Here is a 14350-nt window from a genome sequence, read left to right as displayed (position 1 = left end):
GCGTTGAAGATGTATACACGTATTAGCTTTAGCTATGAAATTGAACCCTAGCATTTTATCCTATGGGTGACCATCCCAATCATTATTTTCTTTCTATTCATCTTGCCCGCCCATGCCAGTGATGGGCCATTCTATCAGTGTGGTCAGGAAGGCTGGTTTTGGTATCAGGTCATTCCTGAACCTGAACAGCCTGATGAGCTGATAGAGCCGGAAGCTGGTGTCGTGGAGTCCAGTCAGAGCGAACTAAAGCCCTTTAGTGCCGCATGGTTCCGAGAGCATATGCAATCGTTTATGGACAAGGCAATTGATGAGCCAACGAGTGAGAATGTCAGAGCCTATCTGTATCTTCAGCGAGCCCAGCTCCAGCTCCCCATACGATAGCACTAGACACGGCTAGAACCATCAAGCTAGCAACAACAGTAGGGGGGACAAATAACCCGCCAACTAATGCTACCCCTAAAACAGCAACGGCATGAACCAAAAGCTTAGCTTCATCAACTTTAAAGAACTTTTGAGCCATCCAGCTTGTAGCTTTAGAAACGCCTTTTCTTCCATGAAACAAGACATACTAATCGATAGCCCATGAAGGAAAGTTGGCAACCTCAATACAGCATAACGTCCTTGTATTTGTTCATGTTTCTGTAGTTTTAAAACCGACCAAACCATAACGAATAAGAAGAAAAAGGATAGGTTCGATATTGCCAACCATCCAAAAACGATAAGAAACATTAAGACAATAATATTTTCCAAATTTGCTCCTAACTAGCTACAGTAGTTAATCATTTTGGGATTTTAGCGTTTGGCACAGATCTTCAGTTATGGCATAGGTTCGGCTAGAGTAACGACTGGAGAGCTTGCGTTCACTTTTGCATTCCACATAGTTAGTTACGTTCGCGTGGGATTGATTATAAAGTCCTATAGCAAGCAATGGAGCCACAACCAAACCGAGGATCACTAAGACACGATTAGCATCTCCAATAGGTAAACGGAGAGTAAACTCATCTTTAATCACATAAATAATCAGGTATGGGCATATTAATAGCATCCCAAAGCTCGCCCAAATATTTAATAGGCCATCAAGCACAATCTTACCATCGTTTGAGAAAGCACTGGTGATTTGGTCACTGACCTGAATGTAAGCTCCAATAGTTACTAGAAGGCCAATTATTATTCGCACAAAGTTCATTCGAAATACTTTTCAGCCTCTTTTACAAAATCTTCAGAATAACCATACTCATTATCTATATGATCAAGTCCCTTACCGATGTAAAAAGAAGTTACCGTAAAAAATAATCCTGTTGCCAAAACGCCAATTGTTGCAGGGACAAAGGCTGCCGTAAGCAATGCTGCACCTCCCAATGAAATAAAGCCTTTAACCATATCGACAGAAGAGTTACCAACAAACTCTGCCATGGTAGCTTCATCTCGTAATGCATAGTCAAGGGCATTAATACCAATTGAAACAGCAAACTCTAAACCGACATTAAAGCGAACGTATCGAGTTGCTCCTTTTAGATCATTTAGCCCTAAGCTCATCTTAATAATTCTTGAGTTATTTGCTTTCCACTTATGACCACGCTCAAGAGTTTTCAGATGCTTGCGATAGTTTTTGATAATGATCCAGTCTTGACCATTAATTGTTTTTGTATAGGACTGGACTTTTAATCCACCTAAACCTTTAGCAACCATGTATGCATCATACGAACCTTTACCTAAACCCAAACCATAATTTTTTATATCACCTAACGTACTTTTGCCCCCTAAATCTTCATAGAGATTTTGGGCAAACTCTTCAGCTTCTTCAACAGATAGCCAAGCATAATCTTTAATTGGCTGCTCATAGATCACTTTCAGCTCTTTCTTTCCTTCAGGCGCTAATGGATTATAAGGAGGCCAATAAGCATTTTTAGGGTCTATCTGAGGAGTAGCAGCTTGAGAAGCCGTAGATGCATTTGAGGGGCTTAATTGCTGGCTATTAAGGCTTTGGTTCGAAGGTGCTGACGTCATCGAAACACTTGAACCAAAACTTACATTTTCTCCCACATTAACCGAACTATTTGACTCAAGAATGAAGTTATCTGGGCAATTACACAGAATCTGATATCCACTTAATGCCGCTTGCTGCCCATTAGGAAGATAGACTTTGTTACCATTGCCGACAGGAACAATAATCCCTTTACCTTTACAGCTTTTGCGCCCAGAGGCGCAAGAGCCGTATTGATGAATAGAGGTCGCTGGCTTCCCTTCAACAATCACATCATTATGACCTTCGAGTACAACACCGCCTGTTGTGGTTCCTGTCCCTTTAGTAACAAACTTCATAACAATACTCTTTGGTTAATGTTGAATGGTTTTCCAGCCTAATAATAGGAAACACGACGAAGCGTAGCGCTCTTCTTGAATCGAGGGGGAGTGCTCTGGGCATTGAAAATTGATTTTTTTGAAATGTTGAATTGCGAGATCATTTATCGTTTTATGATTCATCTTATTCACTTCTCTGACAAGAGTCAGATAGTCTCCAACTTCGGTATCAAATAGCTCGCTGATGAGCTTGAAATTCGAACTAGGGAATGTAATCGTTTCTTCCTTCCCTATTTCAATGAGCGTATCTAAAGAAACGTCTAAGTGATACGACACTGGCGCAAATATTCCGTTACGACTAAGGAGCGTTCCATCAGCAGAAGAGGCAAATCCAAAAATGAGGGAGAAACCAAACATGTCATGCCCGTAGTTAAATTTCATATTGATCGACATTTCTAAACGATTGAGATCGGAGAACGAATAAACCTTCCACTTTCCTTTTAAAGCTTCGTCACCATTTGCGTTCATACGTATACATTGAATATAAGCATCCAATTTTGAACAAAACAGAGCAAGCCCACTCCTATACCCCGCTGTGCCAATCCAAGAAGTTTCTAGCCAAGGCTTGTTAGAAATTGTTCGATCTTCTCTCGCTATACACCAAAGTGGCAGCTCAGCTTGATAGTTGTTGCCATTGGGCAGATAAAACGCGACTTTCTGATTCTTCATATGATTAATAGTGACTAAAACAAAAATCCCATCAGACTACAAAACCGGTTTAAAAGTAAGGTTAGCTTATACAAATAATTGAGTATTCCTTAGAGATAAAACGGAAAATGTGATTCCCATTCAAAGAGTTGAGCTAAGACTTAAGGTGCCTGTCCCTGCAACTTTTGCTGCAACTTTCTAGTGAGTCGTTTTTATGGCGCGGGATCAAGCGACCCAACGAAGAGGCTGCATATAAGCAGCCTCTATGGTATTGCCTACCGATAACCATCAAATCGATAAATTTGATCTAGGATTTCCCCTTGTCCGGAGCTGACATCGGGCCATGTGGTGTCATACCAGAAGGTTTTGAACGATAAGTCGCTACTGCCTGAATTAATTAGCTCGTTAAGTTCATACGATCCAGTGTAGTCTGGATGGGTCACTTCTATCGTTAAGCGCCCATCTACTACGTACCAAGTAAAACCAAACTCACCATCTTGTGCATCGACAAACGCACCTTCTCCATTGGGTTTAAAGTAGACTTGCTCCTCTTCAACAAAGATCCGTTGACCATTGCTATCTGCATAATGACCGACGAGCCAGTTGCCGCGAACATTGGGGTTTATACCAGCAAGCAACTCGGCGTTGAGCTTACTGCCATCACCCATCTGTTGATAACAGCTGACCAAGGCTGAATCGTAATCTTGCAATGTGCCATACGCAACTGGTTTGTCGTTGTCTTCATCCCACGGGGAGTTTTGTACAGAGCAACTGTTGGCCATGGACACATTCGGCTCGTAGGTGGTCAGTTCCATACCACTGATCTCACTAAATTCTACACCATCGTCTTGCCACCTAAAGAAGCCAAGTAAACTAAACTTCCCTCCTTGTTGGGCGATGTAGGCGAAATACTCTTGGTCACCACCGTTATTAATCGACACTATACCATTATCATCAATCGCCCAGCTAAAGGTGTCTCGGTAACCATCTGATTCATAATAATCGCCGCTGCCGTTGGCGAGGAACTTATAGCTAAGCCAAAAGGTATCGCTCTCCTGATAGTGCAACGTTAGCCCTTCTAAATAGCTGCTATCGATACCGATGTAACCGCAGATATACGCTGCTGCTAGATAGTCACTATACTCATCAACGTCACCTTGGAGCAGTAAGTTTTGCGATTCACAAAGGCGATAGCTAGGATTTAGGACTTGCTCTAAACGCTGCTCTGCCACCTGCTGATCGGTAAACAATTGACCAAGGTTACTGGTCCAGCTAAAGCGTTGTGGATCCATGTTTAAGTTATACATATCTATGCGTTGGCGATAGTAAGCACTCGGTGTTGGTTGGATATTATTGCCGTCAATCGGAGCGGTTAAGATAAGATCCGGACCGTTGCTGACAACATAGCTGTCGGGCAAAACACCATCGTCGGTTAAGGTAAGAGGAACCACGGTTGGCGTACCATCGGTCAAGCGTGGGTCTTGAGTAACCGCAAACCACTGACGTGGGGAGCCGTCTGCTAAGTATTGGAAAGTCTCGTTGGGCAATGAGGCGGCATAACGATTCAAGCCTGGAATGATTGAACCATCTATGTCGTACATCGATGTTCCACCAGAGCGAGCTGCTTCGATTCTTTCCGCAAGTTGAGAGACATCGGCGCTACCCCATTCATCAAAAGAGAGGGTTGTCCAAATATCATCTTGTTGGCGGCTGTAAATGCGATAAGCTTGACCTATGTTGTCACTTGCAGCTGTAAAGTTGTAGTCATCTAGCGCCAGATGTGCCCAAGTGACATACTCATTGCGTTCAGTGTCAGAAACATCATCAGAGTCCATTTGCCACCAGTGGAAGCGGTAACCTTCTGGCGACTGTCCATCCACTCGTTTGGTGTTGTCATCAGCAAGCACAAATCGTTGGCCGAAATGCTGCTGACTTCCATCAGATCGGGTAAGTAGCTGATAGTCGTACCAATAGCTAGTTAAGTTGTCCCAATTGTTCGCAGTGTAGTTAAAGTCGGCGTACTCCTCATGAATACCATCTTGTGGATTATCCCAGATCGGACGGGCATACCCATACTCGTAGCTACCATCCTGATTGTTGGTGAGACTTAAAACTGTATTAACGGTACCATCGGCCTCCCAATCTTGCTTATCTTCGACTTCAATATCGATAAGGTCCTCGATCACGGTACGATTATGGCTGATATAATCTTGTGGCTGTGTTTGACCGTTATTTAAGTCGAATCCTGCTACCACAAACTGCTTCATTGTCGTGGTCACGACTTGCTGGTTGTTATTGGTCGCAATATTTACGTTAAAGTGTTGAATAGTATCGATGCCTGTTAATTCAGTGGGGTGCTGACGTGAGCTGAAGTCAAGTCGGTCAAACTCACGTTGACCATCGCCATTTACTCCCCCTTCAGGGCTGGCATCGCTTTCGTCGACATAACGCCAAAATGTTTCAGTGTTACCACTAGGGCTGCGGCTGCCAATATCAAGCAGTTGCCCCTCGAACTGTGCGTTGCCATCGAGATTAAAGTCAAAGCTAAATTCGTGGACTCGGGTAAAGTTTCCTGCCAAAGCCCATTCGCGACTCTCGGTTTGACCATAGACTTGGTGGTCATCTGCGGTGTAAAGGTGGTTGAGCGTTGTGCGCAGCGAGCCATCATTTAATTGCTCGACTCGTTTGCTAACAGCAACATTAAGCAACATAGGTTGTCGATGATTGATGTTAAGTACGGCTCGATGTGCGTCGTTGCTTTGATAAGTGTCGGCGACGGATTTGGTGCTGTCATCAGGGTAGGCGTCGCTGTTATCACCCACGTTATCCTTATCTTGGTCTGCCCATTCGGTTGGATCGTCGTCGAATAGGTCGGCATTATCGCCTACTTGGTCACCATCGTTGTCGGCCCACTCTTCGCTATCGTTGGGGAATAGATCGATAATACTGTCTACACCGTCCCCGTCGTGGTCACCTGCGATATTGGGATTGTTGGCTTCACTGTCTTGTTCGTCTGGATAGCCGTCGTTATCATCATCCAAATCAGCATTGTCACCTACACCATCCAAATCAAAGTCTTTTGTCTCATTGGGGTTAAAAGCGAATGCATCTTGGTTGTTACCCACACCATCACCATCGCTATCCAACCATTCATCTCCGTCATTGGGAAAGGCATCGAGCGAGTTTGGCACCCCGTCTCCATCATCATCCAAGGGGGGATTATCCTGACTAGGAGGCTGGACCGGCGCTGGTGTATTGGCGAGCTGGTCCTCTTCGGTGTTATCTAACACCTGTTTGATTTTGTTGCTCACCGCTTCAACGACCATGAGTTCAGGAACCGTCTGACTCGCGTTGCTTCCCGCACTTTGTACATCCTGAACCAGATTGACCATTTGTTGTGGGGTAGAAGGTAATACCTGCTCGGATTTGACGATGTTTTGTGCCGCAAATGTCGATTTCTCGTTGCGAGTGGCGGGGTCAAGGTAGTCATCAAATAGAGCGTCAGGATCAAGCCCAAGTAAACTGGCTGCTTCATTAGCCGCTTGTTGCTTGAGCTGCTGATATTGCTCGGGGTCAGATAGTGCCGTCGGGTTCTTGTTCATGATTAGGTTGACCATCGACGACAGTGGCGTAATGTTGGCTTCGCCGGCGGGCGCAGAAAGTACCATGCTGCCTTGCATCACTTGACCACCAGGATTTGAGTTATTGATGGTGTCTTCATCGATTGTTTCACCAGCAATAGCGTGCACCACGATTTGATATTTTTGATAGTCTGGGATCGCAGAGACATCGAGCAACGCCACGCCACCTTCACCGGTTATCGCGCTCGGTTCACTTTCTGCGTCGAGCAGGAAGTCTTGGTTAATATCGAGCCATACCTTCGCGTTACGTAAGTAACCATCGATGGCTTTGACTGAGTATTGTGTTGCCGTGGTGGAGCCTGTGGAAGAGGGGTTATCTCCGCCACTGTCACACCCGACTAACAACAGGGCACCAGTTAATCCTAGCGCCAAGGCGACCTTGTTGACTCTCATTTTGCCTCCCTAGCAATTGCGCACTTCATTGGGTCACAATCAGCTTAGAAAGCAGTCAGTTAAAGCTCATCACCCATTTGGGGGATGAATGATTCTTAACTGCGCTCGGCTTGATTTATATCAATTCCGCTAGACGTGAAGGGGGACTTATCCATCGCTCAGTTGGTGCCGGTTTACGCTCAAAAAAATAACGACTCAGCAGTTGATTTTGATGGCGACAGTCGGTCTTGTGTAAGATTTGTTTGATTTGGCTGCGCACTGTCTCTTTCGATACATTACGTATTTTGGCGACCTCGCTGCCATCGTAGCCTTGTGACAGCAAGTAGAGGACTGCCAACTCCGCGCTGGTTAACAGTTCTAATGGCAATCCTGGAGAGGTGTGTGTGGTTAATTGAGCAAAGCGGTTCTCCATCTCGCGCTCCTCTAACCAAAAGTTGCCCCAACAACCTAGAAACTGCCAAACGTTTTGCAACTGAGATTGGTCACGCGGACTTAACCTCGCGTCGCCATGGCTACTTAGCATCAGGTAGTGTCCATGGTTTAGACGTACCAATCCACTATGAGAATGGTGAAGGTCGAGTGTGGGCACCAAGATGTCTTGAAAAATTGGGTCGCGAATGGTTTTAACCGGTAGCATCTGTTGCATGTACGTTAAGTCACCCATCAATCCAATCTTCATGTAGTGGTGAAAAAAAGCATCATGGTCGATGTGTTGCTGATAGATAGCCATTTGATGCATAGAAAAACCATGAACATATTGGTAGATGGGATTTTGACTGGCATCGATAATCATTAGCACAAAATAATCCAATCCCAATCGATTCAGCTCGGAGGTGAGTAAACACTCTAAATTGCGGCCAGACAGATTGACGTATGTTGACCGTTGCATGCAGTCATTCATTGGCACCACCTTGATTTGCATCCCACCTGAATCGTGGGCATTGACTCGCTACCCTAATGATAAAACTAGCCAAAAATAAGCAATATCAATACAACCTAGATCAAACTATTGAAATACCAAACGTAATAAGCCCCAATTGATTGACTTGCGTGCACCTTTGCGAACTAGAGTGCAGCGGCTGTTCCGTTACCTACCGAGCACGACTGTTCTGATCCTGATACACCCCACACAATACGAATTATTGAATGAATTGTTAATAGTGACGAGAGTTCTATATACTTCGCACCTTATAACTGGTCGGAGCTATAACGCTCGCTTGATGATTTGAGATCCATAAAATGCAAAAAACTATTAGTGTTGTTGTTTCAATGCTTTGTCTACTCGCGCCCCTTCCTGCATTTGCTATGCAGATTTTTGTTAAAGTGCCTAGTGGAAAAACGATCACCTTGGATGTTGAAGCGTCCGATAGTGTTGAAAATGTAAAAGCCAAAATTGAAGATAAAGAAGGCATAGCGATTGATAGCCAGAGTTTGATGTTTTCTGGTCTTGTGCTTGAAGATGGCAGAACCCTTTCTGACTACAATATACAAAAAGAAACCATTCTTCAGGTCACGTTAAAAAGTACTGATCCGGTTGAACCTCCAGCTATCGATCCTGATCGTGATAGCGTTCAGGACACTCCTCGCGCTCATGAGGTTGTTCAGCAACACATCGCAACTAACGCGACGCAACAAGCCAACCTTTTGTTGGCCGTGTTGCCTTCGACTGAACCGATTAAGAGTCAATCCAATCTTTCATCAAGTAGTTTCAATATAGCTAATCGAACGTCTGATAGTGGTGTTCGTATTTGGTCTAGTTTCACGGCGCAACAGACGGTGAAGGAGCGTGTCGGCTCTGTGGCTGGGTATGACGCAGAGACTAAGTACTTAGTCTTTGGCATGGACGCACCCGTCACCTCAACCTCTGTATCAGGGATCGCTTTGGGCGTGTTTGAAACTAAATTGTCGGCTGAAAATACCGCCAAATCGAGTGAAACCGGTTTTTCCGCTTTGCCATATTTTCAAGCCTGGGTTGATGACACTCTGTTTATTGAGTTTGCGGTTGGCAACCAACAAAGTCGCATTGAGCTTGAGTCACTATCCAGTTCAGCGAAAGGTAAGACCGACGCGAGTACATGGTTAGCTTCTGCTCAAATACAGCAAGAGATGTTTAATGCTGAGCGTATCCCGTTGGCGTTATTTGTGACCTCAGATTGGCTCTATACACACAAAACACTAGAGGCTTATTCAGATTCAAGTAATGCTTTTTACGATGAAAGCTCGTTTCGTAACAGCTTGCTTCGTATTGGTAGTGATGCAAAATACAGCCTTGAATATCAAGATTTCCTTTTAGACAGCGTTTTCGGGGTGAAATACCAAAAAGGGCTCTTAAGCGGCACACACCAAGACTACGATGCATTGGTAACACTGATGAAAATGAGTCTGGAGTGGCAGTCTTTCATCTCTCATCTTGAATATGAGTACTCACAAAGCAAGACGATACGCACCAAGCAACTTCAATTTGCGCTAGAGTATACCGCTCAGTTTAACCAAGATCTGACCATCAGCACATGGAGTAAAATGTCTTCTGCGCAACAATTTTCTCCTCAATATGCCAGTATTGGCACCAGATTCACTCACCGAGACTCGGGTATTAGTGCAGGATTCTCACTTCCCGTTATGACTACGGGAGAGGTGCTGTTGTCCTTTGACATCCCTTTGTGATGCCACACAGCAAGGCTCCTCACTCAACGCCCGCTTTCAATTTAAAAGACGTCCACGGACGTCTTTTTATTTGCCCAATACACCCACGGCCCATTATCAACAAACGGGGTAATGCTTCATCCCCTTCTCGTTGACGGGTTCTAAGGTATGTGTCCTTACAATGGAATCTAGCCTAGATATAATCTCGCAGGTACCGATTTGAAAAATGGATAATCGCGATATCTAATCTGAATTGGTACATATCATCAATGTGTTTCATCTCTTTCAAGTTAGAAGTATAAATACTGTTTAAGCTCCTCAAAGTTCCTCACAATAATCTGCTGACCTTTAGGGTTCGAATCCAATACATTAATATCGATATTATAGGCATCGAGAACATAGCGAACCAACGCAGCATTGGTTGGTATTGTGAGTCTACCTTTTTCCATACCGTAGTCATGTTCAACGATATTGGCCTGAGCTTTTGTGAGCCGTGGGTCAGGCACTAAATCAACTGTGAGGGGAGTATTCCATAACTCGTCATGCTCTCTTGCTTTTACTCTTTTGGCCTCAAGGCATGGAATGCCTCTTATGCGACTGAGCACAAAATCACGATAATCATTCGCATGTTCACAATAAGCCCGAACATGCCAGCGTAGAGGGGTGCAAACGAGGGTATGTGGAGAGATAATCCGTTCAACTTCAATACCGTCTTTGAGTGATGTGTAGCTTATATCGACACGTTTTTTCTCTCGTATCGCCTGTACTAAAGGACGTAATACTTGTGGTGATATATTGCGAGTTACAGGGCGAATCATCGAGACACTCTCAAACCCCATATCGAGTTCTTTAAATGTGATGGTAATATCTTCACTTCTTGAAAGAATGTGCAAATATTCGTCAGCATGACCCTTTGTTACTTGTGGGCTAAAGCTATCACTGGGCTTGTAGCCTTTCAGCTGTTGATCATAAACAAGGTTTCCTGGAGCGATATCGGCTAGATAGGTGTTGATGTCTTTCGATGCTTGCTGTCTGCCAATACCAAAGCTCTTAATCAGGTGATTGGTTGTTAACCGTCCTTCCCATAGTGCGATGACTTCTATCATTCTGTAGCGGAACAGTAGATCCCAGCGGATTGGCCATTTGTTCATCATCTAACTCCTGTCTAGTTATGCGACGTGTGTATGTAATCAGTATTTACCTGTCGTCATTGGCGTCATAATATTGTTGGGACTGAAAATCGTCAAGAAAGTAACCAGAACAGCGTAACGCACTTGCGGGTAGCCTTTATGAATTACATTAACAGCGATAACAAAAATGGTTTATGGGAACTTGCGATTAAAGGCATCGAAGGTCCAATATTAGCCAGTGATTATCTGGGGCTTTATGGTTCAACACCTGATGAAGCTCGTACAGCATCTATAAAGAAGAAAATTGTAGTTCATAGCGCGGAAGGTGAAGACTTTATTCAATGTGGTTATTGTGGGCTCCCTGTAAGGTATCGAGCACGAAGTGCGGCTAGTAGAGCAGCTTTCTATCATAAGCATATTCCGGAGTTGGATGAGGTAGATTGTCCATTTCACAGTGACTACCATGGTGATTTTGCATTTACTGAAGCTGAAATGCATGAAACTCAATGGCACTTTCGCACAAAGCACTTTATTGCCGGTATATTGAGGGAATCAGATCAGATAAAGCGTGATTCTATCCAAGTAGAAAAGTTTGTTTTTGCAGAAAAAGGCACTTCCAAAAAATGGCGCAAGCCGGATATTTACTTTGAAGACACCAATGGTAATCGATTCGCGATAGAGTTGATTCAAGGTTGGTGGGACCCAGAAATAATCCATGCTCGCGAGCAGTTCTTCTTAGGGGAAGAGATCAACCTGATTTGGTTGTTTAGTGAAGGTCGAAGCGATTCTATTTTCTATTACATCATGTACGGTACCGCCTTAGAGGCTCACCCTGAAAGTTTTTCGGAGTTTGAGAGCAAAGTGAAAGACATCCAATGTAATGCCTTTGTTTTCTCTCAAGAAGCGTTAGATAAAAGCCAAGAGAGTGGAGAGTTCTACTTCGAGGCACATTTCCCCGAGTTTGATTTTAAATCAACAGAGCTTTTCTTAGAGATGAGCTATGGGTGTCAAATGGTGGTATTGAGTGACTTAATATTGTCTCCAGAACGGCTACCATACGCAATCAATACAAAAGCTGCTTTGCATGGAAAGCAACAAGAACTGTCAGCTGCTATAGAGGAAAAGGCTCAACGAGAGTCTCAACAGGCAGTAAAACGAATTAAGCAACTTCTTGAACAAATTGCTTTGCGTGGTGAGCAAGGTGAACTTGCACTGCCAACACTTACTCACCTATCAGGTGAGATAACCGAATGTTTTGATTATGTATTGCTAGGATGTGATGAACGAGATTTGTTGCTTGAAGTTGTCCATCAAACCATCAAGCGAGAAAAGGTGAGGCTTGAAGAGCGACAAAGGAAAGCCGAGCGAATAGCTCATGCCAAGGAGCTTAGAGGATTACGCCATCAAATAGTTTATGTCCGAAGAGTGCTTAATCAAGGTGTAACAGTTCAAGAGTTAACGGATCTCAGATACCACCTAGCAGATGTTATGAGTGATTATTGGAATGTCATATCTAGCGATTTGTCTTCTCCCATCTGGCGGCGTTATTTGAACATTCTTTTAGAAAAAATTGGTGCTCAAACAACATCACTTGCCAAAGATCTACCTAAACCAGCGGCCATCTGGCGCATCACTAATGATCTTCTCAGCTACCCACTTGAAAAGCGAATACAACTGTTCGAAGTTCAAAGTCCATTGGCAATCGAGATGTCGAATCAGATTTCAGCATATTCTGTTAACAAATCATCTCAAGAGACTCAAGAACTAGAAGAAAAACTAAATGAGATTAAACGCAGAACAAAAGTGCAGTTCCTGAACAAAAACTGGAAGGCATTGATGGGGAACTGGGACCCGGAATATAGTTATCTTGAGACTTTTCTTCAAGCGGGAGATCTCTTGTGTATTGAAGAACCATCAGAGCTTATAGGACATGAACAAGATTGGGTTGAAGAGGCTTTGAACAAATTTGTAGGTAGGTTGGCTAACCAAGTAAATGAGTACTACTCAGCTGCTTTTGAAAGAGCTTATGCGAGGGTCGATAAAATTAGGCTAGGTAAGTTGCTGTTGTTTTGGGACTGGCTTGAACAAGGTGGGTTTCTCTTCGGTCAACTAGTTTCTGCAGAGAAAGCAGTTGAACTAAGGAAGTATCTGTCAGAGCAAAATTACGACGAAAGCAAGGTATGAATAATTTGTGTATAAATCTAACTGCCTTAAAGCTGACACAATACTTAACAACGCTGAGCAATGTGGAGTATTCACTAGAATTCATTCATAGGAGAGTGGTTTGCAAAATAAATATAAATTTCCAACGATAGACTTTATTCGTCCTACTCGTTCTTCGTGGTTACCTCCTCTTCAACTGACAGCTCAATATGCAGTACAGAAATGGAATTCAGAGAATAAAGTAGTTCAAATTATGCTGGATAATTGTTCTATACAGCATATGGAGTATATGTTCGATGAAGTTGATAGTCAGGGTAGAAGCGCCACGATCGAAGATGTTGAGAAGTTTGGATTGGCGCCTTTGGTGGAGTTGTTAAACGTACCAACAGTTTGCTTAAGTGCAAATGGCCTTGATGAAATGCCGGGAATTAAAATTACTCAAGCTTATAAGGCTTATGAACGATTTTGTAATGAGTTTTGGCCAGGACATGTTGATGATTCAGAGGCAACATATGAACCACTCGATAGAGTTTCTAAGGAAAAACGAGTTAACTTCAACGACCTTCCGGATGATGCTCGTCGTGTGTATGGTATTTCTTATGTGTGTTTTTTGCATTATCAACAGATCTATAGATGTCATTTCGATCTTACACCTGAACAGAAGTTCGAAATGTATCTCTATGGCGTGGTCCACTACTTGGACCTAATTAGTGCATTTGAATTAGAAATAATGAAGTATCTTTTGTGGGAGCCGAATCGTTCATTGCATTTAACACCTTCGAGTGTTCAAGAACGATACAAAAAAATAAAGGATAATTTTGGAAAGTCAGGTACCGATCTTGAAAGATGTAGATACTTGGCTTTTGATCGAGCAATAGATTCGATGCTATTAAAGATTCCCTGCTGGGTAGAAGACAATGGGGCTAGAGCAAATGATCTCCCTGGTGCTCCTAAGATAGAATTTTGGGTCGGAACGCAAGATAAGAAACTAGTTAGGTTATGTCATAGTATTCATTCGTCAACAACTACGGATTCTTGTATGGGGAGGCTGTGCGTTGATAGAGAAGATGAACTAAGAGATCTGCCATATTGGCGATATGTCGACAACTTGGCTAGTGATGTTTTGTTATCTCGAATGGGGACAACTAGAGCTAAGGGGCGGGATACTTTAGAGTTGGTAAATAGTGCGATTCAAGATATTGAATCAAATTTAAACGTTTACTTTGAGTCTGCAAACGGAAAGTGATGTTTATTGGCTTAAAATGGTATGAAAGATATCTAAGCAAGCCCCACCAGCGAAAGCTGGTGGCATTTGTATTTTTTCTATGCACTTAGTCTTGTATTGAGTTATCTCACATTGCTGATTCCCCA

At 43.4% G+C, this 14350-nt stretch carries 9 protein-coding genes and 1 pseudogene; 4 read left to right on the top strand and 6 right to left on the bottom strand.

Going from position 1 to position 14350, the window contains the following annotated elements:
- Positions 1-66 precede the first annotated feature (66 nt).
- Positions 67-363, top strand: a pseudogene (gene traF / locus QTN95_RS00645) (conjugal transfer protein TraF); the annotation flags it as partial.
- Between the two features lie 412 nt (positions 364-775).
- Here the strand turns inward: traF and QTN95_RS00640 are convergent.
- The 5 genes from QTN95_RS00640 to QTN95_RS00620 form a co-directional block, all read right to left on the bottom strand.
- Complete coding sequence (locus tag QTN95_RS00640; protein WP_138972463.1) at positions 776-1186, bottom strand: hypothetical protein; 411 nt, start codon at positions 1184-1186, stop codon at positions 776-778.
- Positions 1183-2322, bottom strand: a complete 1140-nt coding sequence (locus QTN95_RS00635; RefSeq protein WP_331415962.1) for a PAAR domain-containing protein — start codon at positions 2320-2322, stop codon at positions 1183-1185. Before QTN95_RS00635 ends, QTN95_RS00640 begins: the two co-directional genes overlap by 4 nt.
- Before the next feature lie 15 nt (positions 2323-2337).
- A complete protein-coding gene (locus QTN95_RS00630) occupies positions 2338-3030 on the bottom strand; it encodes a hypothetical protein (RefSeq protein WP_331415961.1) in 693 nt (230 codons plus the stop codon).
- 254 nt (positions 3031-3284) lie between these two features.
- Positions 3285-7043, bottom strand: a complete 3759-nt coding sequence (locus QTN95_RS00625) for a hypothetical protein (protein WP_331415960.1) — start codon at positions 7041-7043, stop codon at positions 3285-3287.
- 115 nt (positions 7044-7158) lie between these two features.
- Positions 7159-7932: a helix-turn-helix transcriptional regulator gene (locus tag QTN95_RS00620; protein ID WP_331415959.1), complete on the bottom strand. Its 774-nt coding sequence runs from the start codon at positions 7930-7932 to the stop codon at positions 7159-7161.
- Positions 7933-8282: 350 nt separating this feature from the next.
- Between QTN95_RS00620 and QTN95_RS00615 the strand changes: the two genes are divergently transcribed.
- Positions 8283-9707, top strand: a complete 1425-nt coding sequence (locus QTN95_RS00615) for a ubiquitin-like protein (protein ID WP_331415958.1) — start codon at positions 8283-8285, stop codon at positions 9705-9707.
- A gap of 269 nt (positions 9708-9976) precedes the next feature.
- Here the strand turns inward: QTN95_RS00615 and QTN95_RS00610 are convergent, their stop codons facing one another.
- Positions 9977-10837, bottom strand: a complete 861-nt coding sequence (locus QTN95_RS00610) for a helix-turn-helix transcriptional regulator (RefSeq protein ID WP_331416038.1) — start codon at positions 10835-10837, stop codon at positions 9977-9979.
- Positions 10838-10975: 138 nt separating this feature from the next.
- On the opposite strand from QTN95_RS00610, the gene QTN95_RS00605 reads away from it, so the two are divergent.
- Both QTN95_RS00605 and QTN95_RS00600 read left to right on the top strand, forming a co-directional pair.
- Entirely contained in the window at positions 10976-13000 is a 2025-nt protein-coding gene (locus QTN95_RS00605) for a hypothetical protein (RefSeq protein ID WP_331415957.1), read from the top strand.
- A 100-nt stretch (positions 13001-13100) separates the two neighbouring features.
- Positions 13101-14225, top strand: coding sequence for a hypothetical protein (locus tag QTN95_RS00600; RefSeq protein WP_331415956.1), 1125 nt, complete (start codon positions 13101-13103; stop codon positions 14223-14225).
- The last annotated feature ends 125 nt before the right edge of the window (positions 14226-14350 follow it).

The organism is Vibrio sp. M260112 (genome assembly GCF_036533775.1).
Classification (GTDB): domain Bacteria; phylum Pseudomonadota; class Gammaproteobacteria; order Enterobacterales; family Vibrionaceae; genus Vibrio.
Note: the sequence above shows the minus strand (reverse complement) of the source record. Positions and strands in the feature narration are given on the sequence as shown.